This window comes from Bacillus sp. F56, from assembly GCF_001748205.1.
In the GTDB taxonomy this organism is placed as follows: Bacteria; Bacillota; Bacilli; order Bacillales; family Bacillaceae; genus Bacillus; species Bacillus stercoris.
The window spans coordinates 180,466-204,777 of sequence record NZ_BDFC01000009.1; the positions used below are offsets into that span (position 1 = coordinate 180,466).

A 24,312-nucleotide genomic window follows, 5' to 3' on the forward strand; every position below is an offset into this window, starting at 1 on the left:
AAGCATTCAAAACCCCTTTTTCAAAAGCCTTTAATGAAAATAAAAAAACAAAAGCATGGGAACACTATGAAAAGATCCTATGTAAAGGAGAATGGCCGATGCCAATCACGCAACTGATCATTAGACTTTTCATCGCCTTTATCACATTGCTGGTGTTAACAAGACTGATGGGCAGAAAAGAAATCTCCCAAATGACCTTTTTTAACTTTGTTTCAGCCATATCCATTGGAACGATCGGGGCCTCGCTTGCCATTGACTCAACAATCAGTATGAGAAATGGATTCATCGCCTTGTTGGTGTGGAGCGCTTTTACAATCATCATCGGGTTTCTGGATATTACATTCCCCGCTTTTCGGTATGCAGTTGTAGGACAGCCGGTCATTCTGATTAAAAAAGGGAAGATCATGGAGAAGGAGCTTAGAAAAGCCCGAATTGATATCGATACTTTGCAAACTTCGCTTCGCAAAAAAAATATATTTTCAATTGCCGAAGTGGATTATGCTATTTTCGAATCGGACGGCACTGTATCTGTGTTGAAAAAGGAAGCACACCAAAGCGTGACAAAAAAGGATATGAACGTACAAGCAGCAAACGCGAAAGTATCTCATTCCGCTTCAGTCATAGCTGATGGAAAAGTGAGAGAAGACAATTTAAAAAAATTGCATCTGAACAGGCAATGGCTGATGGATCGGCTAAAAGAGGCAGGCATCCAAAATCCTAAAGAAGTATTTTATGCAGAAGTTCAAACAGACGGCACGCTGTATATCGATCAAAAAGAGGATTCATTACCTGAATAAAAAAGACCTGTGCCTGCAACATTGTTGCGGCACAGACCCTTCACTTATTTCATATACGTATTCACCAGCTCGTAACAGCGCTCTTTCGTCTGTTTGGCAAGCTCTTCCGTTTGGACGACTCGGGATAATGAACCGCCGCCCTCCTCATCATATCGTTTCTGGGCCGCAGCATCCCTATCCTTTATCCATTGGCGCTGTTTCCCTTTTAATGCCGCGATGTCTGAAGCAGAAAGCTGATTTTGCAGCACGCCGTATATCTCGTTCAGCAATCCGTCCCACATTTGATAATTATAACCGTAATCCTCAATCATCTGATAATCACTTTGATAGTCATTGTGCTTTTCTTTCTTTTCTGCCGCAGACAATTTCGCAACATAATCTGTTTTTGTGCTTCCCGTTGTCTGCTCACTGCTCTGTGTATCCGCTGTATCAGGCGATGCGGTTTTCGCAGTCGTCTGAGCTGTCTCTTGCTCCGCAGCCTCAGTCTCGTTTTCATTATCACTTACCAGACTGGTATCCTTTGAGCTGATCGCCGCCTGTCTTTCCCCATTTGAATTTTTCACATTGAAAAGATAAGCTGTTCCACGGGCAGCCTTCGATTCATAGGACTTCACAAATTCCGCCGTTTCACCGTTTCTCGACAGAATCGTTTTCGCTTCTTCTTTTGTCAGCTTGATATCATCCCCTTGGAGCGACTTGCTGTCCCATTTGTTGATCTTCCAATCGCCATCTTCCTTCACCAATTCAAACGTCCATAACGTGCCCATGTTGTTTAATTCTGTTGCCGGATCTATTGATGAAGCCTCTATCTTATTCTTGTTCTGTTTATATGTAAAACGCACATCGAAATCAGTGCCCGGTTGAAAAGGAGCATCACACTCGCAATAATACTTTCCAGCCAAATCCTTTAAGGTCTGATCTGCAAACGTCTCCGTTGCATAAGGCAGCACACTAGGCCGCAACTTGCTGAAATCTGCCTTATTCGCTGTGCTCCAGCCATTTTCTGTTCCCGCTTTATCAAATGCGTTGAAGATCGCATCAATATCGTTTTTCAAAGCTGATTTTACTTCCTGCTCCGTCAGCTTCGCAACGCTCGCTTTCTTCACAGCTTGCTTTTCCTGATCCTTATCAGAAGCTCCGCTATCAGAACACGCCGATAATAGGAATAAAACAGATAAAAGCAGCGCACCCAATTTATAACTCATTGTCTCTTCTCACCCTTCTGTTCTCTCATGGTAGCTTTCTTATTTTATAGGTCTTTTGTCGCTTTGTACATTTCATTTTTACAGAAGCAGAAAGAGACTGAAATGAGCCTACTCAACCACCACAAAATCCTGTACCTTCACCTGTTCCTCAGGCAAATCAAACTGATAAAGCATCTTCTTAGAATGGATATCAAACACACCCATACCCGCCAATGCCCTTTTTATGCTCTTCCTGGGCAACTATATACAATAGATTCCCCTTAAACTTCGCCTCCATATAAGGAAACTTCAAGCTGTATGTGTGAAAAGAAAAATCCTCCCCATATTCCAGTAAGTTCGCTCCTCCCTCTTTGTCCTCGTATGCCACGTAAAAACTGCCGCTTTCTTTGTCATAATACACAGTATCTGCATATTCAAGATCTTCAGGATACGCAATATATGTCGTCTTCCATGTCCCTTTTTCAATCACAGTCAATTCATGCTCCGAGCTTGGACAATAAAATTCTCGTAGTTTGCGAATTTATCTGTAGATGAGAGGCTAAAAAATATATACTGTCTATAAATATCATAATTCCCATCAGGATATCACATCATGTTCCTTACATAAAGAACTATTATTTTCGTTCTAGTTGTAAATAATTAACAATTAAACATTGAAAGAGAATGACCGAATATTGCGTTTGTACTTTTTCCAATCCCCCAGCCGTGCATATAGAAGTCCCTGTCCAAATTAAATATAAGGATCGGGTGCAGTTGTCAACGAAATTAAACAAGGACTTTTACATATTTGAACAGGAATGAATATAGTATACGATCTTAATTTCACCTATAGACGTGCGATTGTCTTGGTTGTCTTTCACCTTAAGAGGTATAGTAAAAGAGAAAAGACTTCTTTCATCATTTTGAAAGAAGTCTCTCTATGTTTTTCTAAACAATTATCGTTATACTATATAATGCTTTAATTCTCCGCACCATTATCATTCGTCACTAACATGTACGTCATATATCTCTTGATTTTAAATCTCATTACAAAAACTTCTGTTCCACCGCCGTTAAACTAGAACTCTTTAATAATAAAACATCTAACACCGAAAGCATTGTTATATATATCCTATTGTGTTGTTTTTTCATTATTAGCAACATCATGCCATAATAAAACAATACAACGGATGCAGCTACATTTCTTTACTTATTATCTTGAGTAAGTTCCAAAGTTATTTTCTTATTCCCTAATCTTGCTGCATACGGGAAGAAAATAATGAGACCCATTATAAGCATAAATCCTGAGATTAACCCTATAATTGAAAAATTAATATAAATCTTTCCGGGATCTATCAAAGAGATAACAATAGTTAATAAACCACCTGAAAATACGCCTAATAGCAAGCCAATAAGAAGATAAAGTGTGATTTGTGTAAGTATAACGTTGATGATACCGCTTCTGCTTAAAGAAATCGTCCGTAAAATGGCAAATTCTTTTCTTTTCGAATTGATATTATTAATCAGTGAACTGAATACACCGATGATGATACTGATCAGCATAACTGATATAACAACAATGAAGATAGACCATCTTTGGTAAAACATACCTTTTGATTTTTTTACAGAATCCATGTAGCTATTGATTTGGATTTCAGGAAACTGCCCCTTAATTCTCTTAAGTTTGGCAGTTGTCTGCTTTACATGGTTTGATTTGACAAACAATTTAGAGAATACAGTGAAGTCCGTTTTGTATTTTTTTTCTTTCCAATCCATATAAACATCAGAATCTTTCAATTTCGCTGTAATTGCCCCTATTTTATACCTTCCAGTACTAATTACTTTTTGATCTGCATCCGAGTATTTCCCTAGCTCAACAGTATCGCCTGTTTTTAAACTGTGCTTATTTGAAAATTCCTCTGAAATGACAATGATATTCTTTTTATCAGTTGGTAGTTTCGTAAAAATACCCAATTTCTCCATTCGTCCTAGGTCACTTAACGAATAATCAAATGTGATATTATGGTTGCCATTAATTAATTCTCCAGAAGATTGAGTGCTAATCGAGCTTGTATTACTGATTCCTTTTATTTCTTCTACTTTTCTTTCCAGTTCAATAGCGTCAATTGTTGAGTTATCACCGAGTCGGCTCGTTAAAACAATACTGGTAGGGTACTGCTCTTTTAATGAGTTCTGCTCATTTTTTTGTATTGTGTTAAGCATTACAGAACCAAACACCGTTATAATCATCATCGTACTGATGGTTAATATAACAAAAGAGTTTTTTTTGACCTGAGGGATAACATTTTTAATAGCAACATAAGAATTAACACCTAAAATTTTTCTTATAAACGGAGCGAGACATATTAATAGCGGCCCTAAATAGATCGGAAATAATATAAAAATACCTGCCATCAATAAAATAGAAGCTAGCAACAGACAAAATACTTGTCCACCTTCTTCTTTAGGTATAATCTTCCCAAATAAAATAATAATGGTGCTAAGGATAATAAATGATTTTCCCCAAAATCTATTATATTTGAATGATTTAAAATTAACTTCCTCGTTATCTTGTATTACCTTAAGCGGAAGTACTTTTGTAATTTTAATAGCTGGCAGTAACAAAAACAGTTGAATGATAACCATACATATTACCGTTATCGAAAATGCTAGCTTTAAATTAAAAGTAACAGTAGAAGCATTGAACGAGAATATTTTCTCAAGCCAAATATGGAGATATTTATTACTAAACATGGCAAATCCAAGTCCAAGAATAGAACCAATAGCAGTAATGAAAAAGCTCTGCAGCAGAACAATTGAAAACAGTTGCCTTCCAGTAGCACCTATGGATCGCATAATCGCAAATTGATTCTTGTATTTGTACAGAAAGATTTCAAAATTCGAAATGATGAGCAATGAAGTCACGATTATAATTAAAAAAGATAGGACTACTATAAATATACTTAATGATTCTATATTGCTTTTCAAGAATGGATCTTCTTCTGCAATATCTATCCTTAAGTCTTTTTCATTCTTCTTAATCTCGTTAGCTAAAGAAAATTTGTCTATACCTTTTTTCGCTTTAACCAATATGTAAGTAGCTTCTATATTCTTTCCGGTTTTCTTCGAAATGATGTTTTGCAAGTTATCATGGGAAACCAAGAGAATATTTGGAGCAATTCCTGTAGAATTAAGATCTTCTATCGTTTCCACCAGTTTCAAACTTTTTCCTTCAGCCTGTAAGCGATCACCAATCTTCGCTCCCAATGATTCAGCTAATCCTTTGTTTACGATAATTTCATTTTTCGTTATGTTATTCTTGAAGTGATATCTACTTTTTGATAAAGCATCATTTTTTACTCCAACCGTGTAAAAACTAGTCTGTGAATCAGAGGTATTCAGTTTTACCTGTGTAACTAAAACACTTGAGCTATGTTCTATGTTTTTATTTGATTTTAACTTTTTGACAAAGTCTTTATCGATGACATTTTTACTTCCATACTCATAACCAACAGATAAATCCATTTCGCCATACATCTTTGAAACTTCATTTTTTAATGTCTGTTTTGCATTAACGGCAAACAATGTCATAGATATAATTAAAGAAACTGATAGAATCACACCAATGATGGATGTTAGGGTAATAAATTTATTGGCTCTGAAAAAGCGCATGGATAGACCAAGAATAGATTTTTTCATTGGTCTCTCTCCATTATTTTTTGAAATTTATTTAATATTCTCGGTAAATCTCCTTGTCCCAGACTCTTGTATTCATCAACGATATGTCCATCATGGAAAAATAAAACTCTGTCTGAATACAGCGCTACATTAGGATCGTGAGTGACTATGATCATACTCTTATTAAGGCGCTTCTTCATATCTACAAGAACATTTAAAATATCCTTAGTTGTATTGAAATCCAAATTCCCTGTAAGCTCATCCGCTAATACGATCGGTGGTGAGGTAATCAGTGCTCTCGCAATGGCAACTCTTTGCTGCTGTCCCCCAGAAAGTTGAATAGGCCGATGTTTTTTCCATTTTGTCAGGCCAACAAGTTCTAGCATTTCCTCTACTTTCTGATCTGATTCCTTCTTATTTTTTCCTTTCAAAACAAGCGGTAATTCCACATTCTCCTTCACCGTCAAATCCTTTAAAAGATTGAAGGATTGAAATATAAAACCAATTTTATCTCTTCTATAAACTGTAGCTTTAGGCTCTTTAAAAAAGTCGTTTGTTTCTTTCCCATTAAGGATTACTTTACCGCTTGATGGATCATCAAGAGCTCCCAGTATATTTAAAAGAGTGCTTTTGCCTGAACCGCTTGTACCCATAATAGCGAGAAGTTCTCCATGATTCAGTTCAAAAGAAACCTTATCTAAAGCTGTTACTTGATAACCAATTCCTTTATAGACCTTGGATAGGCTTTTAACTTCCAGTACTTTTTTGGCCATTTCACACCTCAAATAACTTGTTTTCTTCTTTATACCAGTTAGATTGGGATTGATACATTTGATAATACAACCCCTTTTGCTCCATCAAGGAATGAAAAGAGCCTTCTTCAACAATTCTTCCTTTATCCATCACAATAATCCGATCAGAAAATTTAGTTGGCCCCAGTCTGTGTGATATAGTGAGCGTTGTTTTATTTTTAGATAAACTATTGAATAGTTCGAAAATTTCCAATTCCATAATAGGATCAACTGCCGCTGTTGGCTCGTCTAGGATGATTAGGTCGCAATCTTTTAAAAAACCACGTGCAATTGCTATTCTCTGCCACTCCCCTCCCGATAAGTCACTGCCATCAGGTATTTCCCGGGTTAAATATGTTTCCAGTTTACTTTCGAAATTTTTTATTTTCTCAGAAAGACCAACATTCTCTAGCAGCCTATAAATCTCCTTGTCATTCTGTAATTTCTCTAAGTCTCCAAAAGCTACATTTTCTCGTACACTATATTTATACTTAAAAAAATCCTGAAATATAGCAGAAACTCTTTGATAAAAACTTTCTTTATTTATCTCCTTTAAATTAATTTCGTTAATATAAACATCTCCTTGGTTTACTTCATATAATCCAATAAGACATTTTATAAGAGTAGTTTTACCTGATCCATTGTACCCTACAATAGAAATGTTCTCACCCTTATTAATTTCCATACAAATATTATCCAACACCATTGTATCGGTTCCTGGATAGGAGAACGAAACATTTTCTAGTCTTAAACCCTCAACTTCTTCCACTCTAACCTTTTCATATCCTGTTTCATTTTTAACTTCATATTCAAGCAACTCCATTAAAGCGTTATTAAATATAGCTGTTTCAAAAATAGAACCTAAATTCCCTCCTATTGAAGAAAAAAGGATTTGAACAGTAGTCACCGCACCTAACAAAGCTACATAATCACCAATAGACAAAACATTATGTGAAATCTGATTTATGAGAAGCAAAGAAACACCTAAACTAGTTATCTGTAAAAACACAGCTGCTAAAGACTTTGTTCTAGCTTCCCACCCAGCAAGATCAAGATTTTGCTTCTGTATACGTTTATAAAGACCAGACCATCTATTGATCAAATAAGTTCCTAGATTATAAATTTTAATTTCTTTTATAGAACTTTTGTTAATAAACAGACTATCTGTAAAGCCTAATTCTCTCTCTATTGGAGAAGTATTTACATTCATTTTATAATTTTTCGATTTAGCAATGAATATCAGTATAATTCCGGGTAAAGTGGATAAAAATAAAGCAATTGGCATTGACCAATGGATGGAGAGAAGAATACCAAAAATACCAATCAGTGATACCAAGTTGGTTATAATCCCAATAACACTGCTTATGACCTTTACTCCATTTCCACTAATTGCTGTATTAGCTAAATTTATTGTATCAAAAAATCTGTTATTTTCAAATTTCTCCAAAGGCATTTTTATCAATTTTTCTATAGTAATCTTCTTCAAAACGTAATTAACTGTTTGTGTAATTCTAGTAAATATATATATATCTAGATTATCAAGCACAGCAGATAAATACTGAAGTAAAAATGTTATTATCAAAAGGAGAATAACATTTTTTAATATGTCTGGGTTACTCTTAATTTCGGTAATAGAATCAATTGTATATTTATTTAAAGTAATAAGACTTGGTGATATGAGTGCAGATAAAAGTGAAAATAAAAAAAAGAAAATTAAGCTCTTTGGATGCTCTTTGTAAATCAATTTTAAAAAATACTTCTGAGAATATAAAAAATTTTTAAAAGGATTTTTATTATTCTTGTGGACCTTTTCCATCATTTCAATTATCCATCCTTAAGCGATAAAATCGATTAAATTGTGTTTTGATATATAACCTCTTTGAATAACAACTCCATTGGTATCCACCCCAATAAAAAACGGGAAACTGCTCACGTTAAATGTTTCAAAAACATCTTTTTCTTCTATAAATAAGGTCTGTTTTTTGATTAAACTCTTTGAAATGCGGTTTTTATTCAAATTATTTTTTATCAAGATAAAAATAATCCCCTGCAAGTAATTCTGTTGATAAACTTTAAGGGAAGTAAATAACTTCATACATTCGGTACACTCCAAATCAATAAAAATAAATAATCGAGCTTTTTCTCCCTTGACGCTAATATAATCACCTTCAATATTCTCAGCCATGACTTCAGGAAAATTACTGCCTAATTCAACACCTTCTTTAACAGTTATACCTCTAGATAGTCTTTTATTCATGAATACTATTACAGATATATTCATTACCAGTATTATAATTAGACAAAGTGTTAATTCTATTACCTCATTCATTCTTTCACCTCCAATATTAATCCCTAACAGGTATACGATATAATAGGTCTATTGTTGATCTGATTAAGAGCAAGGTAATTGTCCATAGAATGGATGTTACAATATATAAAATTAAAAGTTTCAGCTCGATATCTTTAATTAATAACAAACTGTTTTGGGAGGTAATTATAATATTGAGAAGAAAACATCCTAACATCAGGAAGGATTGAGTAAGACCACCATAACCTAGTTCGGTTTTTATTATATTTCCAAAACAAAAACAACTAATCTTTTTCCTATCACTGATCATCTTATAATTAATCAGCATGAACACAACAGTTATACATAAAGCAACTAAATTAACTATCAAACTTGATTTATATAAAATAATCAGTATTGCCAAAGCCACTTCAAAAAAAGGAAAAGTCAGTCCAAGAAAAGTTGATATAATATCAGAAAAGAGTTTTAATTTTTTTATTGAAGCTACTGATTCTCTTAAAGCAACTACTTTTGAAAAGCCGGATAATAAGAAGAGGATACCTATTCCTGTACTGAATACTAAGGTTATCATTGACAGTTCCTCCTAAATTCTTTCTTGTAGCCCATAAAGGATAATTATTGATATTAGCAGGAAAATATTCATGCTAAAATGCTTTAACGTTGGAACTCTCGGTGTGTTAAAACCAAAGCATCCACAATTGTTCTTAAATTCTTTATTTATGTTGGAAAGAATAAGAAAAACGTAAAATAACTGTAGTGATATTCCAATTATTAATGATGAGACAGATGCAGCAGTAATTAATAAACAAGCTAATAGAAACTCGAGCGAAACGAGGAAAGGAACTACTAGGTCGGCAATCCTTTTCTTAGTGATTATTTTGTAATCCATGATTGCATAATAAAAGTTCATTGGTCTTTTGATTTTAGACAAGCTGCTTTTAAGGAAAATAACCCCTATTATAACATAAAACACTTTTATTATTATTAGTGAAGCACTCATTTTAAATATCATCCCTATTTAATAACTTTTTTATTTCACTTATAATCTGTTTGTTTGTAAAATGAACTGGAAAATCACTAAAGTTAGCAACCTCTTTTATACCTTCTTGGTCTATTTTAATTATTGAAGGGATAGTTTGAATTCCAATATCCTTTATTAATTCAAAATTTAGTTCTTTTCGGGAGTTAATTGTTAGGTCTAATAGAATACATTTCTTATCTACCTCAATAAATTCAAAAATACTCCTCATCATTTCAACTTCTTCTTTAAGGAAATCTTCTTCTATACACATTACATAGCCTTCATAATTTTCTCTTATTTTTCTGAATGAAGATGCACTTATTTTCTTCTTCAAAAAAAAACTATTTTTGATAATTTTCACTCTTGTAATCCAATATATGAGACAAAAAACTATTATATATATCAAATTCAAAAAATTCATATATTTTCACCAACGCCAATAAAGTTTAAGTAATTAGAAGCTATCCCATAATTATTATGAAATGCTTATATGCAATATAACAATATTGTGTATTTAATAGGGATACTTTATTTTTTTTTAGTTTAAGCTAGTTTTTTATTTAACTGCAATTAGCATTGATTCTTATCACTACTACATGCCGATACAGATTTACATTTGAATACCTCTGTAAAACCTGGCAACCAACCAACACTTACCATCTTTCGTCTTGTAGTTTTATAAGCACCTGTTTTATCTAATGTCCAGTTTTCACTGCCCCAACCACATGCTCCTTTAATTAAACTCTCACTTTTTCCGCATTCTACCAAAGACGGCTTAATATAATTTTCCATTTCATTCTCTCCTATCTATCCCTATTAAATAACACAATATTCTTATACTAATTACTGTTTATCATGCTATAGTGTTGTTTGAGCCAAAGTTCGATAGAGAAAAGTGTCCAAAAGTAATCACTAACTTTTACTCCATTTCTCCATCTTTCAAGTTCCTCTGTCCAATAATCAGCAGAAATTAGTTTTAGCTCTTCTGCTGAAATTGAGTCCTTCATAAATTGATAGATATTATTCCAATTGCTCCGGATACTTTTATACGTATAAGCGATGTGAGTTGTTTTATTTGTCTTGGATGTTATATCACTCGTAAGATATTTTTCCATTGATTTTCTTAAAATGTATTTTGGGTTCACATCAGAAAACCTCATGTGGCCAGGAATCTTGTACATAAATTCTACTAGTCTTCTATCCAGGAATGGATGGTGTATATCTGATCCTGTCAACGCTCCAATTACACGATCCGTATATAAATGTGATTTTGCATTACTTATTTGATAATAAAGCTCCTCTTGATTTTTATTGTTGATTTTTTTTAGTTTCTTTGTAAGAGATGAATAGTATTCACAATTTGTATCAGACACAAAATGCTTTGGTATATTTGGAAATAAGGCAAATTCAACAAAATTTTGAAAAGCCGATGTATTTGTAACTATAGAGTAGTTTGTTATGTATGAAAAAGCTTTTCTAAATTGTCCATTTTTTATCATATCCCGTGCAATATGCAAAGATCCGTTTAATAAGTGATCTCCCGCATAGCCACTTAAGATATTGTCATAACCATACTCGACAGACTCTTTGACAATTTGATATGTGAAATTAAATGAAATGCAATTTACATTTGGTTCGTCTGAAAACGGAATACTATTAGGAAAATCCTCAAACATTAGTGTATTATCAAAATTTAAGTAAATTGCTCTATCGTTATATTTTTCGATCAATCCATTAATAAGATCCCTTTCATCGCATTCCTTTAATTCATCAAATACCGCGCTTACAGGTTTTATCTTAAAATTTTCTATATCTTCTAATTTTTTAGCCAGTGCATAAATAGAGGTAGAATCTAGACCGCCACTAAGCATTATGGAGTTGGTTGTCCCTTTTTGTAATCGATCTTTTGTAGAAAGTTTTAACAATTCAACGAAATGATCAAAATATTCAGTTTCGTTAGAATACTTTATATTACCCTTATTACTTGCTAAGTCCCAGTATTTACTGACCCTCCCTTTGCCATTCAATACTTCAAGATAGCTGCCACTTGAAATTCTGAACATATGCTTATATGGAGTCAATTCAGAGTCAATAATCCCATTTCTTTGATAAAATTCTCTAAAATATTCTCTATTAAGATCTCTTCTTAATTTCTGATCAGCAAGCAAAAAAATATCACTGGCAATAACAATTTCATCTTTTAGCTTTGTCCAAAATAATGTTCTTATTCCTAATTGATCTCTAACTGCATAAAACTTATTATTATTCTGATCATATAAAATAAATGAAAAAGTTCCTAATAATTCTTTAATAAGTCCTATACCTATTTTCTTATATAAGATACATATTAGTTTTTCATCTGAAATATTAAAATTTTTAGTTATATTGTATTTATTAAATAAGTGTTCTTTATTGTGTAAATCAATATCACCGAGTACTGTTATATTTTCAAATGTACAAATAGGTTTTAAATCTTTATTTGATGCTATGTAAAAAGCACAGTTATTTATAGAAACACTATTCGATTTTGTAAAAATCTTATATTGATTAAAAATAGAGTTTTCAATTTTGATTTGTGGTGGCGCTATGTTGTTCGTAACTGAAAATGAAGCTAAAAACCAATTAATTCTAATCACCCTTCACTTAAATTTTTTGAATTTAAAATAATGTTATATCGAAAAGTCTCATCATTATCGCTAAAGAAGTTTTGATTATTAATTTGAAGCCAAGCATGTGCTTCAAATGGGAATTTTCGCACGCCAACAACCATGTCAACAGGGAGTGAATATTTTTTTCTAAGAAATTTATATCCTAGTAATGTCTTATGGATACAATCTGCTTTTCTTGGATACCATGCACAAACCACATCGAATATATAAAATAACCCCTCAATATGATTAAATACCTCTTGGTAGTTCTCCTCGTTTAATGCAGTTGATTTTACTTTATAGTATCTGTGTGTATAGCGATTAAATGTTTTATTAAATCCCGTCATTGATAGTTCGATGTCAAATAATATTAGTTGAATTAATAAATAAATATATAAAATAATGCTACCTTTTTTATTCATAAACTTTTACGATTCCTACCCTTGCTAAATCATATATAAAATCACGAATATCTTTTTTTACAGTTATTTTATCTACTTTATATTCTCCGCTTATAAAATCTATCAATTTAGCAATATCGTTAAATTCACTGAATTTAGTCCAAATATAAGAACTAAAGTTATCTAAAGTGTAAAATTTATTTTTTATCATATTTACTAATATGATTTCACCATCTTCCTCGTATACAATAACATCCTTATGTACCTTTACCTTCAATTTAGTCACCTCGAATTCTTAGAATTTTAAGATAAAGCATAAACATTATTAGATTAAGGAGATAATTCCGTCTAGATACATTATCTTTATTGAAGTACTTAATTACAAAACTCCATAAGCTCTTAAGAATAATTAATTTTTACAAAATGTGAAAATATCCACCTTTTCACATCCCTTCTCTACTTTCAATCTTAAAGATAAAATATGAGTCTATAATCTAGAACTCATATCCCGTATATGTAAAATAATTGGTTTAGTTACATACTTTAGTAATATTAACATGAAATTTATTCCTTTGGAATGAAATAAATGTGAAAATTTTGTGAACAAACGTGTTAATTCAAAAAATTTCCGCATTCTAAGGATTGAATGAAAATTTCATTTAAAATACTATATTAATATAAATAATAAAAACAGTATATTATTATCAAAAAAATAAAAATATCAAAAATTTTGATTTTTAAATGTACACCTTTTATTGGAAGCAGTCTTATGTTTTCTATTATAACTTTTAGAAAAATCAATAATAAACTGCCAAGATAAACGGAGCTTGATTCAATAATGACCAATAATAATCTTTCTGTGCACATCCCGTTTATTGGTAATACTAATCGTAATTACTTCAATTACTTCTGAAGTACATAATCAGGTGAATCTTCCACAACGAAAGCTATACAAACAAAAAAATGATGGCAGAAATTACTCTACAAGTAACACAACTGCCATCCAATACAACACAAATATTTTACTCCTATATATATAGGATATTGGAATTAAAAAGTACGCTTACTTAAATTAAGACTATTTGAGCAACACACTCCACATGATTCGTATGCGGAAACATATCCACAGGCTGCACTTCGCGCGTCTCATACCCGCCATCCTCAAGCACCCGCAGGTCTCTCGCAAGCGTGCCAGGATTACAGGACACGTACACAACCCGCTTCGGTTTCATCTCCACAATTGTCCGCAGGAGGGCTTCGTCGCAGCCTTTTCTTGGCGGGTCTACAACTAGCGTATCGGCCGTGATGCCTTCCTCATACCACTTTGGAATCACGGTTTCCGCTTCACCGACCGCGAACTCAGCGTTTGTGATGCCGTTTAATTCGGCATTTCGTTTGGCGTCTTCAATCGCTTCCGGCACAATCTCTACGCCGTACACTTTTTTCGCCTGCTTTGCCAGGAAGAGAGAAATCGTTCCGATGCCGCAGTAAGCGTCAATGACGGTTTCTTCGCCTTGAAGCTCCGCGTACTCAAGCGCTTTGTCATAGAGCACTTTGGTTTGCTCCGGGTTGACCTGGTAGAACGATCTGGCGGAGATGGCGAATTTGACGTCTCCGATGAGGTCGTAGATGTATTCTTCGCCCCAGATAACGTTTGTTTCGTTCCCAAAAATGACGTTTGTTTTGTTCGGGTTGATGTTTTGCACGATGGATTTGACGTGCGGGAATTGCGCTGTAATGTCTTCGATGATCTTCGCTTTGTGCGGGAAATCGTTTGTTCTTGTGATGAAGACGATCATCATTTCGCCGGTAACCACGCCGTATCTGACCATGATATGGCGGAGCCAGCCTTTGTGGCGTTCTTCGTTGTAGGCTTTGACACCGTAGTTTGCGCAAATGTCTTTGACGGCTTGGACGGCTTCGTCGTTTTTGGATTGCTGGATCAGGCAGGCGCTCATGTCGATGATGTCATGGCTTCTTTGCTGATAGAATCCGGCGACGAGTCCGCCTTCCCGTTCTCCTACCGGCACCTGCGCTTTGTTTCTGTAGTTCCACGGGTCTTCCATGCCGAGTGTCGGGTGCACGGTCACGTTGGAAAGGTCCAGCTTGCCGATGCGTTCTAAGACGTCTTTGACTTGTTTCTGTTTAAACAAGAGCTGGCCTTCGTAGGTCATGTGCTGAAGCTGGCAGCCGCCGCATTGCTTGTAGATCGGGCACGGGGCATCCGTTCTGTGCGGGCTTTCTTCCTTCAGCTCAATCAAGCGTCCGAAAGCAAAACCTTTTTTGACGCGTGTCACTTTGATTTGCGCTTTTTCCTCGGGCAGGGCATTCGGCACAAAGATCGGGAATCCTTGAACCTTTGCGACGCCCGCTCCTTCGTGGGTCAAATCCTCAAATGTCACGTCGTAGTATTCGTTTTTTTCTACTGGGGGTTTCATTTTCATCTATGTTCACCTCTTGTTTTAAGCATAAAGAAAAACTTGGCCTATTCAAGCCAAGTTTCAGCGTGTAGGCAAACCTTCGCATTCGTTGTCAGTCCTGTGCTTCGGTGCTCACGAATTCAACATTCGCTCCGCTCCAATGCTCGTCCTTCCTAGACTTCAAAGGTTTTCAATCACGCTGAAAAGATGACAAAATCCTAAAACGAAAACTGTTTTAGGATTTTGTCAACATTCTGAGCTTGGCTTACAAAGCCAAGTTTTAGTCATCCAGCTGTTCCGCTTTCTCCTTCGGCATGACGACGTGAATGTGTCGGTACAGATTCACGAATTCGCCCGGCAGCATGCCGCCGTACTCGCCGTCCAGGTTCAGCTGCATCTTTTCTGATACATTGACTTTCACGCGGTTCGCTTTTGTATAAATAATATGCTGGTCGTTGATGTGTTCGCCGCGAAGCGCCATCGTGGCGACCCTGATAAATTCAGCAAGGTTTGCTTTCTTTAGTATCATCAAATCAAACATGCCGTCATTCAGGCTGGAATCCGGCGCGAGTTTTTCGAACCCGCCGACGGAGTTTGTCAGCGTGACCAAAAACAGCATGATTTCACCTTGAAACAGCTTGCCGTCATATTCAATCTCGACTTCTGTCGGACGAAGTGAAGGCAGCATTTCCATTCCTTTTAAATAATAAGCAAGCTGGCCTAGCATTGTTTTGAGTTTGCTTGGCACGTCGTACGTCAGCTCCGTCAGACGGCCTCCTCCGGCGATATTGATAAAATACTGGCCGTTGACCTGTCCGATATCAATCGGGCGGGCAACGCCGTTAATGACCGTATCTGCCGCTTTTAAAATATCCTCTCGCGGAATGCCGAGCGCTCTGGCGAAGTCGTTTGTTGTGCCGACTGGAATCACACCGAGTGTCGGACGGTTGTCTAAAGGCGCAAGCCCGTTGACGACCTCGTTGATCGTTCCGTCTCCGCCTGCCGCAATGATCAGGTCAAACTCACGCAATGCCGCTTCCTTGGCAGCGTGTGTAGCGTCTCCTGCGCATGTCGTGGCATGGGTGGAGGTTTCATAGCCGGCTTGTTCAAATTTTTGCAGGACCTGGGCAAGATGCTTTTTAAAGATCTCCCGTCCTGAAGTCGGATTGTATATTATGCGTGCACGTTTCATTATCTCATCATCCTACTTAAGAGTATCCGATCCATTTTTACACTAACAACCTTTAATTATACTATGAGTTAAAAAAATCGCAACAAAATGTACATAATCTTACAGGTGAAAACGCACAAAAGCCCCAGCAGAGCTGAGGCTTTTTGTTTTTTTACTCTTCTTCCGTTCCCGGTTTTTTCTTACGGAACTTCGCCAATACTTCATATACGATTGGCACGATCAAGAGCGTCAGAAGCGTTGAACTGATTAAACCGCCGATAACCGTGACGCCGAGTCCTTTTGAAATGACCTGGCTTCCGCCTTCGAAGCCGAGTGCTAATGGAATCAAGGCGCCGATTGTCGCGATGGCTGTCATCAGGATCGGACGGAGTCGTGTAGAGCCGGCTTCCAGAAGCGCTTCTCTCGTAGACAGGCCTTCCGCTTCCTTATGAATCACGCGGTCAATTAAGACAATCGCATTCGTGACAACGATACCGATCAGCATGAGCATACCGATCATTGCGTTCAGGCTGATCGTTTCACCTGATACGTAAAGTCCAACCAGGGCACCGATGATTGTGAACGGCAATGAGAACAGGATCGCAAATGGCGCTAATGCTCCGCCGAAGGTAATCACGAGCACAAGGTAAACGATCGCTATTGCTGCCAGCATCGCTAAACCGAGCTTCGTGAAGGAATCAGCGATATCCGCGGATACACCGCCTGTGTCAATCGATACGTTATCAGGATGGTCTAGCTTATCGATTTTCTTCTGTACAGCAGCTGATACGGCTGTGACGTTGTCAGATGTAACCTCACCTGTGACATCCGCATAGACTTTTCCGTCACGTTTTGACACGGTATCTGATGTTGATCCTTCTTTCACTTTTGCCACATCGCCGATTTTGACTTCCTGGCCAGTCGCGGAAGTGATCTTTTTATTCTCTAAATCTTTCACACTCTTATACTCGTCTTTTTCTGTCTTAATGTTCACATCAAGCTCTTTGCCGTCTTTTTTCACAGTTGTGAGCGGTTCTTGTGATGTTTGTGACATTAAGGCTTGAGAAATTTGAGACGCGGTTAAACCGAGCTTGCTTAATTTTTCTTGGTCAGCGACAAATGTGTACTCATCATATGTGCTGGAAAGGCCTGAATTTACGTTCTTCAGATCCTTTTCATCTTTCATGATTTTTTCAATGTCTTTGACTGTGTCTTTAATGTCGTTTTCAGAATCGCCATACACATAGTATGTTAATTCGTTGTTATTGCCTGAAGAGCTGAAGTCCTGTGACTTCCATTCTCCGCGGTCAGATTGCTTTTGAATTTCCTTCAGCACGTTGTCTTTTTCTTTATCAAAGTCAGGCGTGTCGCTTTCATATTTGATATAGAATAACGCACCGTTAGAATCTCCTCCGGCAAGCGGGCTGCCAGAGCCTAATGAATACTGAACCGTATCGACATGCTTGCGGTCAAGCAGGATTTTTTCCGCTTTTTCAGCTTCTTTTTCGGCTTCTTTTTTCGTTTCACCCGGTTCTGGGCTGTATGTGAGCTGCATCGTTTTTTCTTCCTCGGACGGCAGGTAGCTGGCACCGATTAACGGTACAAGGAACAAGCTTCCAAGGAGCATTAGAACAGCGATGATAGACGTGATCCATTTATGGCTCAGCGCCCAGTTCAATACTTTTTTATAGATGTTTGCAAGTCTGCCTGGTTTGTGTTCTTTTGCTTTCATCGGCGCACCGGTTAATGATTTTTTGAACAGGCTGTGTGCGAGCATCGGCACAAGCGTGATCGAAATCAACAGTGATGCGGCAAGCGCAAAAACAATCGTTAAGGCAAATGGAATAAACAATTCACCGATTTGTCCGCCTACAAGTGCGAGCGGCAGGAATACCGCGATGGTCACAATCGTTGATGACATGATCGGCTTAAACATTTCCTTCGTCGCTTCACGAACCAAGGCTTTTCCGCGGAGCGGCTCATCTTTGAGTCTCATGCGGCGGTAAATGTTCTCGATCACAACGATGGAGTCATCGACGACACGTCCGATGGCGACGGTCATTGCGCCGAGCGTCATAATATTCAGTGTGATATCAAGCTGCTGCAGCACAAGGAGTGCGATCAGCAATGATAATGGAATTGAAACTACCGAAATTAATGTAGATTTGATATCTCTTAAGAATAAGAGAATAATCACAATCGCAAAAATAGCACCGAAGATGGCTTTGCTTAACATCGTGTCAACTGACTGTGTGATCGGCTCCGCCATGTCGAGAGTTGCGCTGTAGTTGAAGCCTTTATGGTCTTCTTTGAACTTCTTCAGCTCAGCTTTGACATTGTCGGCAACCTCTACCGTATTCGCATCGTTTGCTTTAACGATGTTGATGCCGATGCTGTCTTTGCCATTTGTGCGTGAAACGGATTCAGCTTTTTTCACATCTTTAATTGTAGCAATGTCAGAAAGCTTGACCGTCGGCACTGCTGTGCTTGCGCTTTGCTGTGCCTGTGCTGCAGCTTGTGCGCTCTGAGCTGCTTGTGCACTTTGCGCCGCCGCTTGAGATGCTGCGCTGCTGCCTGCACTTGAAGCAGATGCCGTAGGAATTCTCATATTCTTCAAATCTTTAATTGTTTCAATATCGCCGCTGACGACGACAGATTTTTCTTCATTTCCGAATGTGTACAAGCCAAGCGGGGTTGTCACATCTGAACCTTGAATCACTTTCTTCACAGTATCTTCATCAAGGCCGTATTCTTTCAGTTTGTCTTCTTTGAAAGAGAATTCAACCTCTTCCACCTGCTGGCCTGATACTTGGACGGACGCAACGCCTTCTATGCTTTCAAGCTTAGAAACGAGGCTGTCCTCCACTTTTTTCGTCAGCTCTTGCAGGTTATCTTTATCACTGGACACGCTCAGCGTCAGAATCGGGAATGAGTTCAAGCTGTAGCGTGAAATCTCCGGATCCTTCGCGTCATCAGGCAGACTGACGTTTTCTAACGCTTCAGCCGCTTCTGTTTTTGCTTTGTCCATGTCTTTCTCATAATCATATTCAATCATGACCGACGATGCGTTTTCATAGGACGTCGACGTCACAACGCTGACACCGTCCAAGTTCTGAACGGCTTGTTCAACCGGTTTGGTCACTTCATCAGCCACTTGGCTTGGTGTCGCACCCGGATATGTCGTGCTGATCGTCAAGTAAGGCATGTTCACGTCAGGAATAGACTCTTGCTTCATATTCATACCCGCATACAAGCCGGCTGCCGTTACAATAATCGTCATCAGCCATACGGCGAATTTGTTTTTCAGAACGAAATTAATAACGTGATTCATCATATCCTCCATTACATTTTTTATTGACTGACTGGTCATTCTATATAATACTAAACGTTATAACGCAACAACGTCAACTCATATACCAGAAAATTTTACTAAATTTTTCAAGGATTAAGGGGAAGCACGTCATGAATGAAAAAAAAGAGAAAATCATAAAAGCCAGCATTCGTTTATTTGCGAAAAAAGGATTCGCAGCTACGACGATCCAGGAAATCGCCAGTGAATGCGGCATTTCAAAGGGCGCTTTTTATTTGCACTTCAAATCGAAAGAAGCGCTGCTGTTATCTGCCTGTGAATATTACATCGGTATGTCTATGACCAAAATGAAAGATATAGAAGAAGATCTCGCCGGAAAGCCGCCTAAGGAAGTGTTAAAAAAGCAAATTGGCGCTCAATTTGAAGATTTTCGCGATCATAAAGATTTTATCGTTCTTTTGCTTACCGAAAATATCATTCCGGAAAATCAAGAAATCAAGCAATACTTTTACAAAGTAACCATGGAGACGGATAAGCTGTACCGGAACGCCTTGCTGGTATCCTATGGCGAAGGAATCGAGCGGTACGTCGCGGATCTGTCTATCATGGCAAGAGGCATCGTGCATTCCTATATGAATGTGATGGTATTTAACAGTGAGCTTAATATCGGTGCAGAGGAAATCTCAGCCTTTATCATCGAGAGACTGGATGATCTTGTACAGGGGCTGAGCCGTTCAAACCTCAATCCGATCGTGCCAAAAGAAATTTTCAATCCGATGCCTGCGGGGAAAGACCAGCTGCTTGAGGACATTCAGAAAGTGAAAGAAAACAGCACGCTGCCCGAGGATATCACAGTGTCACTCGATGTGATCGAGGAAGAACTGGCTCAGGATAAACCGCGCAAGCCGATTATAAAAGGCATGCTGTCCAATTTGACCGGAACCAATAACGAAGAAGTTGAAAAGCTTCGGGCTCTGATCTCTGTCTTTATCTCCATTTAACCATAAAAAAGCAGCCTCTAAGGGCTGCTTTTTTATTAGCGTTTTTTAATTTCTTCAAGCAGAATTTTGTTGACCATCGGCGGGTTGGCTTGTCCTTTGGACGCTTTCATAATCTGTCCGACCAGGAAGCCGATCGCACGGTCTTTTCCGTTTTTAAAGTCTTCGATTGATTGAGGATTGTTGTCAAGCGCTTCTGTTACAAGCTTCAGAAGCACGCCTTCGTCAGAAATCTGAACAAGGCCTTTCTCTTTCACAATCTTCTCAGCGTCGCCGCCTTTTTCAATCAATTCTTTAAACACTTTCTTCGCGATCTTAGAAGAAATGGTGCCTTTTTCAATCAATTTGATCATGCCGGCAAGGCCTTCAGGTGTCAGGGCAACGTCGGCAAGCTCTTTTTGCTCAGCGTTTAGGTAAGCTGACACTTCACCCATCAGCCAGTTAGACGCTTGTTTGGCTTCAGCGCCTTTTTGAACGGTTTCTTCGAAGAAATCAGCCATTTCTTTTGTCAGCGTCAGAACCATCGCGTCATATGCAGGCAAGCCAAGCTCTTCGATATAACGCTTGCGGCGCTCATCCGGAAGCTCAGGAATGCTTGCTTTTACGCGTTCCTTCCATTCATCATCAATGTATAGCTCGACAAGGTCTGGCTCTGGGAAGTAACGATAGTCGTCAGATCCCTCTTTGACACGCATGAGAATGGTTTTCTTCGTTGCTTCATCATAACGGCGCGTTTCCTGCTGGATGACGCCGCCGGAAAGAAGAACCTGCTCTTGGCGTTTTTCTTCATGCTCAAGGCCTTTTTGAACAAACGCAAAGGAGTTCAAGTTTTTCAATTCTGTTTTTGTGCCGAATTCCTCTTGGCCGATCGGACGAAGAGAGATATTGGCATCACAGCGAAGTGAGCCTTCTTCCATTTTACAGTCGGAAACGCCTGTATATTGGATGATGGATTTCAGCTTTTCAAGATACGCGTACGCTTCTTCCGGCGTGCGGATATCCGGTTCAGATACGATCTCAACAAGCGGCGTTCCCTGGCGGTTAAAGTCAACAAGAGAATAGCCGTCGCCTGTATGCGTCAGTTTTCCGGCATCCTCTTCAAGGTGAAGGCGTGTGATGCCGATGCGTTTTGTTTTTCCGCCAACTTCAATTTCGATCCAGCCGTTTTCGCCGATCGGCTTATCAAATTGAGAAATCTGATACGCTTTCGGGTTGTCAGGATAGAAATAGTTTTTGCGGTCGAACTTCGTATCCGTTGCGATCTCACAGTTGAGCGCCATAGCGGCTTTCATTGCGAATTCAACGGCTTCTTTGTTCAGGACAGGCAGGACACCCGGGTATCCGAGGTCAATGACGCTTGTCTGCGTATTCGCCTCAGCGCCGAATGGCGTTGGAGAACTTGAGAAAATTTTTGATTTTGTTTTTAACTCAACGTGGACTTCAAGTCCGATTACCGTTTCAAAGTTCAATTCTTTTCACCCCTTACAGTTCAGGTTTTGCTTTATGATGGTCTGTCGCTTGTTCAAATGCATGAGCAACACGGTATACAGTGCTTTCATCAAAGTGTTTTCCGATGATTTGCAGGCCGAGCGGAAGTCCGTCTGCTAATCCGCATGGCACACTGATTCCCGGTACGCCGGCAAGGTTGACCGGAATCGTTAAGATATCGTTTGCGTACATTGTGAGCGGATCTTTCGTGTTTTCACCGATTTTAAACGCAGGTGTCGGTGTAGTCGGTCCGACAATGACATCATATTTCTCAAATACGTCTTCGAAATCTTTCTTAATCAACGTACGCACTTTTTGCGCTTTTTTGTAGTACGCATCGTAGTAGCCTGAGCTTAAAGCGAACGTTCCTAGCATAATGCGGCGTTTGACTTCATTACCGAAACCTTCAGCGCGCGTTTGCTTGTAAAGGTCGATCAGGTTATCCGCGTTGTCTGTGCGGTAGCCGTAGCGGATGCCGTCAAAGCGTGCAAGGTTCGCTGATGCCTCAGAAGATGACAGCAGGTAATATGTCGCAAGCGCGTATTTACTGTGCGGAAGAGACACTTCTTCCCATGTAGCGCCGAGGCCTTCAAGGACTTTTAGGGCTGCCAGGACAGATTCTCTCGCTTCTTTGCCGACACCTTCACCAAGGTATTCTTTCGGAACGGCGATTTTCAGTCCTTTGATGTCGCCAGTTAATGAAGAAAGAAAATCAGGCACGTCCACATTGGCACTCGTAGAGTCCATTTTGTCTACACCGGAAATCGCTTGAAGTAAAAATGCGTTATCCTCAACCGTACGGGTAATCGGACCAATTTGGTCTAATGAAGACGCAAATGCGACCAGTCCGTAACGAGATACACGTCCGTATGTAGGCTTTAATCCGACTACGCCGCAGAAAGATGCCGGCTGACGGATGGAGCCGCCTGTGTCAGATCCAAGAGAAAACGGAACTTCTCCCGCAGCAACCGCAGCCGCAGAACCGCCGCTTGAACCGCCGGGAACTGTTTCTAAGTTCCAAGGGTTTTTCGTCAGCTTGTAAGCTGAGTTTTCGGTAGATGATCCCATGGCGAATTCGTCCATGTTCAGTTTTCCGATTGTGACTGCTTCAGCGTCTTGAAGGCGCTGAACGACAGTAGCGTCGTAGATCGGATCAAAGTTTTCAAGAATTTTGCTGGAGCATGTTGTGCGCAGCCCTTTTGTTACGATATTATCTTTTACGCCGATCGGCATACCGAATAGAAGACCATGCTCAGAACGGCCGTCAACCGCCTCATCAAGCTCCTTCGCGTATGCGCGCGCTCTTTCTTCATCTAATGCCAAAAAGGCTTGTACCTTATCATCAACCGCTTGGATGCGTTTATAAGATTCATCAACCAGATCAGAAATCTTAATCTCTTTTTTATGTATCAGCTGTTTTAATTCTGTGATTTTATGATCAAACAATGACATTCTTGTGTCCCTCCTTTAGTCCAGAATTGATGGCACACGAATATAGCCGTCTTTATGGTCAGGCGCATTTTTCATGACATCCTCAACCGGAAGACCTTTACCCGCTTCATCTTCTCTCATGACATTTTTCATTTTCAGCACGTGAGTTGTAGGCTCCACATTGTCTGTGTTGACCTCATTCAGCTCCTCGGCAAAGGAAATGATGCTGTCGAGCTGTTCAGTGAACATCTTTGCTTCTTCTTCAGTAATCGCAAGTCGTGCAAGGTGCGCAACGTGCTTTACTTCTTCTATTGAAATTCGTGACATATGATCCACCTCCACATATTTCTCCGTTAAGTCATATAATACTGATCATATCAAAAACAAGCCCTTTAAAGCAACAAAACGCCTTAAGACAGGCCTGTGTTTTCGAAACAATACCCTATATATTTTATACTAAAATGAGACGAAGGAGAAACGAAATATTTTTCCGAATATTTTTACTTTTATTATTTTTTGAAAGCGTTTTATTCTTTATTCCCTTCTAGGTTTGCGGCGGTATTTCCCGCTCATGAGCAAGGTTTCATTGCTTGAATGGCCGGGAATACTTTGTTAGGTTAAGTTACCAAGTGCACCCCCAAAAGAATTTCTTTTGTTTCGCACTTA

The 24,312-nt window shown here is 38.3% G+C and carries 19 protein-coding genes and 2 pseudogenes; 2 read left to right on the forward strand and 19 right to left on the reverse strand.

Annotation, left to right across the window (positions count from 1 at the left end; genetic code table 11):
* Window positions 1-98: 98 nt before the first annotated feature.
* Complete coding sequence (locus BFW96_RS16420; protein WP_069840035.1) at window positions 99-797, forward strand: YetF domain-containing protein; 699 nt, start codon at window positions 99-101, stop codon at window positions 795-797.
* Window positions 798-841: 44 nt separating this feature from the next.
* On the opposite strand, the gene BFW96_RS16425 is transcribed toward BFW96_RS16420, so the two are convergent.
* The 16 genes and pseudogenes from BFW96_RS16425 to srfP all read right to left on the reverse strand — a co-directional run bounded on the left by BFW96_RS16425 (window position 842) and on the right by srfP (window position 19,750).
* The gene (locus BFW96_RS16425; protein WP_069840036.1) at window positions 842-2,002 is read right to left on the reverse strand and encodes a lysozyme inhibitor LprI family protein; all 1,161 of its coding nucleotides are present in this window, start codon (window positions 2,000-2,002) and stop codon (window positions 842-844) included.
* A gap of 108 nt (window positions 2,003-2,110) precedes the next feature.
* Window positions 2,111-2,536: pseudogene (locus BFW96_RS16430) on the reverse strand (hypothetical protein); the annotation flags it as partial.
* Window positions 2,537-3,187: 651 nt separating this feature from the next.
* Window positions 3,188-5,680, reverse strand: a complete 2,493-nt coding sequence (locus tag BFW96_RS16435; RefSeq protein WP_069840037.1) for an FtsX-like permease family protein — start codon at window positions 5,678-5,680, stop codon at window positions 3,188-3,190.
* Window positions 5,677-6,432, reverse strand: coding sequence for an ABC transporter ATP-binding protein (locus BFW96_RS16440; RefSeq protein WP_069840038.1), 756 nt, complete (start codon window positions 6,430-6,432; stop codon window positions 5,677-5,679). The genes BFW96_RS16435 and BFW96_RS16440 overlap by 4 nt, the downstream gene beginning before the upstream one ends.
* 1 nt (window position 6,433) lies before the next feature.
* Window positions 6,434-8,269: an ABC transporter ATP-binding protein gene (locus tag BFW96_RS16445; protein ID WP_083252912.1), complete on the reverse strand. Its 1,836-nt coding sequence runs from the start codon at window positions 8,267-8,269 to the stop codon at window positions 6,434-6,436.
* 15 nt (window positions 8,270-8,284) lie between these two features.
* Entirely contained in the window at window positions 8,285-8,779 is a 495-nt protein-coding gene (locus tag BFW96_RS16450) for a hypothetical protein (RefSeq protein ID WP_069840039.1), read from the reverse strand.
* Between the two features lie 16 nt (window positions 8,780-8,795).
* Window positions 8,796-9,329 carry a MauE/DoxX family redox-associated membrane protein gene (locus BFW96_RS16455; protein WP_083252913.1) on the reverse strand — a complete coding sequence of 178 codons (534 nt, stop codon included), beginning with the start codon at window positions 9,327-9,329 and terminating at the stop codon, window positions 8,796-8,798.
* A gap of 12 nt (window positions 9,330-9,341) precedes the next feature.
* The gene (locus BFW96_RS16460) at window positions 9,342-9,770 is read right to left on the reverse strand and encodes a MauE/DoxX family redox-associated membrane protein (protein ID WP_353884534.1); all 429 of its coding nucleotides are present in this window, start codon (window positions 9,768-9,770) and stop codon (window positions 9,342-9,344) included.
* Complete coding sequence (locus BFW96_RS16465; protein ID WP_139123545.1) at window positions 9,760-10,140, reverse strand: hypothetical protein; 381 nt, start codon at window positions 10,138-10,140, stop codon at window positions 9,760-9,762. Before BFW96_RS16465 ends, BFW96_RS16460 begins: the two co-directional genes overlap by 11 nt.
* A gap of 209 nt (window positions 10,141-10,349) precedes the next feature.
* Window positions 10,350-10,571 (reverse strand): hypothetical protein, encoded by a 222-nt coding sequence (locus BFW96_RS16470; protein ID WP_032726712.1) that lies wholly within the window; start codon window positions 10,569-10,571, stop codon window positions 10,350-10,352.
* 47 nt (window positions 10,572-10,618) lie between these two features.
* Entirely contained in the window at window positions 10,619-12,415 is a 1,797-nt protein-coding gene (locus BFW96_RS16475; protein ID WP_234698043.1) for an asparagine synthase-related protein, read from the reverse strand.
* On the reverse strand, window positions 12,412-12,849 hold the full coding sequence (locus BFW96_RS16480) for a lasso peptide biosynthesis B2 protein (RefSeq protein WP_069840041.1): 438 nt from the start codon (window positions 12,847-12,849) through the stop codon (window positions 12,412-12,414). Before BFW96_RS16480 ends, BFW96_RS16475 begins: the two co-directional genes overlap by 4 nt.
* Entirely contained in the window at window positions 12,842-13,105 is a 264-nt protein-coding gene (locus BFW96_RS16485) for a PqqD family protein (protein WP_032726714.1), read from the reverse strand. Before BFW96_RS16485 ends, BFW96_RS16480 begins: the two co-directional genes overlap by 8 nt.
* 790 nt (window positions 13,106-13,895) lie before the next feature.
* On the reverse strand, window positions 13,896-15,272 hold the full coding sequence (rlmD, locus tag BFW96_RS16490; RefSeq protein ID WP_069840042.1) for a 23S rRNA (uracil(1939)-C(5))-methyltransferase RlmD: 1,377 nt from the start codon (window positions 15,270-15,272) through the stop codon (window positions 13,896-13,898).
* Between the two features lie 256 nt (window positions 15,273-15,528).
* Window positions 15,529-16,440 carry a diacylglycerol kinase gene (locus BFW96_RS16495; RefSeq protein WP_003233894.1) on the reverse strand — a complete coding sequence of 304 codons (912 nt, stop codon included), beginning with the start codon at window positions 16,438-16,440 and terminating at the stop codon, window positions 15,529-15,531.
* Window positions 16,441-16,591: 151 nt separating this feature from the next.
* On the reverse strand, window positions 16,592-19,750 hold the full coding sequence (srfP, locus tag BFW96_RS16500) for a surfactin resistance protein SrfP (RefSeq protein WP_069840043.1): 3,159 nt from the start codon (window positions 19,748-19,750) through the stop codon (window positions 16,592-16,594).
* A 131-nt stretch (window positions 19,751-19,881) separates the two neighbouring features.
* Between srfP and BFW96_RS16505 the strand changes: the two are divergent.
* Window positions 19,882-20,779 (forward strand): annotated as a pseudogene (locus BFW96_RS16505) (TetR/AcrR family transcriptional regulator).
* On the opposite strand, the gene gatB reads toward BFW96_RS16505, so the two are convergent.
* The 3 genes from gatB to gatC are packed head-to-tail and all read right to left on the reverse strand — an operon-like array spanning window position 20,766 to window position 23,973.
* The gene (gene gatB, locus BFW96_RS16510; protein ID WP_003219444.1) at window positions 20,766-22,196 is read right to left on the reverse strand and encodes an Asp-tRNA(Asn)/Glu-tRNA(Gln) amidotransferase subunit GatB; all 1,431 of its coding nucleotides are present in this window, start codon (window positions 22,194-22,196) and stop codon (window positions 20,766-20,768) included. The pseudogene BFW96_RS16505 and the gene gatB sit on opposite strands and share 14 nt — an antisense overlap.
* A gap of 13 nt (window positions 22,197-22,209) precedes the next feature.
* Complete coding sequence (gene gatA, locus BFW96_RS16515) at window positions 22,210-23,667, reverse strand: Asp-tRNA(Asn)/Glu-tRNA(Gln) amidotransferase subunit GatA (protein ID WP_003233901.1); 1,458 nt, start codon at window positions 23,665-23,667, stop codon at window positions 22,210-22,212.
* Window positions 23,668-23,682: 15 nt separating this feature from the next.
* Window positions 23,683-23,973 (reverse strand): Asp-tRNA(Asn)/Glu-tRNA(Gln) amidotransferase subunit GatC, encoded by a 291-nt coding sequence (gatC, locus tag BFW96_RS16520; RefSeq protein ID WP_003219442.1) that lies wholly within the window; start codon window positions 23,971-23,973, stop codon window positions 23,683-23,685.
* Window positions 23,974-24,312 lie beyond the last annotated feature (339 nt).

Bases quoted from the DNA above. Each gene is read 5' to 3' on its own strand.
- BFW96_RS16435 (WP_069840037.1), bottom strand. From the start codon at position 5,680: ATGAAAAAATCTATTCTTGGTCTATCCATGCGCTTTTTCAGAGCCAAT.
- gatC (WP_003219442.1), bottom strand. From the start codon at position 23,973: ATGTCACGAATTTCAATAGAAGAAGTAAAGCACGTTGCGCACCTTGCA.
- BFW96_RS16460 (WP_353884534.1), bottom strand. From the start codon at position 9,770: ATGATATTTAAAATGAGTGCTTCACTAATAATAATAAAAGTGTTTTAT.
- gatA (WP_003233901.1), bottom strand. From the start codon at position 23,667: ATGTCATTGTTTGATCATAAAATCACAGAATTAAAACAGCTGATACAT.
- srfP (WP_069840043.1), bottom strand. From the start codon at position 19,750: ATGAATCACGTTATTAATTTCGTTCTGAAAAACAAATTCGCCGTATGG.
- BFW96_RS16420 (WP_069840035.1), top strand. From the start codon at position 99: ATGCCAATCACGCAACTGATCATTAGACTTTTCATCGCCTTTATCACA.
- BFW96_RS16495 (WP_003233894.1), bottom strand. From the start codon at position 16,440: ATGAAACGTGCACGCATAATATACAATCCGACTTCAGGACGGGAGATC.
- BFW96_RS16480 (WP_069840041.1), bottom strand. From the start codon at position 12,849: ATGAATAAAAAAGGTAGCATTATTTTATATATTTATTTATTAATTCAA.
- BFW96_RS16450 (WP_069840039.1), bottom strand. From the start codon at position 8,779: ATGAATGAGGTAATAGAATTAACACTTTGTCTAATTATAATACTGGTA.
- BFW96_RS16455 (WP_083252913.1), bottom strand. From the start codon at position 9,329: ATGATAACCTTAGTATTCAGTACAGGAATAGGTATCCTCTTCTTATTA.
- BFW96_RS16445 (WP_083252912.1), bottom strand. From the start codon at position 8,269: ATGATGGAAAAGGTCCACAAGAATAATAAAAATCCTTTTAAAAATTTT.
- BFW96_RS16440 (WP_069840038.1), bottom strand. From the start codon at position 6,432: ATGGCCAAAAAAGTACTGGAAGTTAAAAGCCTATCCAAGGTCTATAAA.
- BFW96_RS16425 (WP_069840036.1), bottom strand. From the start codon at position 2,002: ATGAGTTATAAATTGGGTGCGCTGCTTTTATCTGTTTTATTCCTATTA.
- BFW96_RS16470 (WP_032726712.1), bottom strand. From the start codon at position 10,571: ATGGAAAATTATATTAAGCCGTCTTTGGTAGAATGCGGAAAAAGTGAG.
- rlmD (WP_069840042.1), bottom strand. From the start codon at position 15,272: ATGAAAATGAAACCCCCAGTAGAAAAAAACGAATACTACGACGTGACA.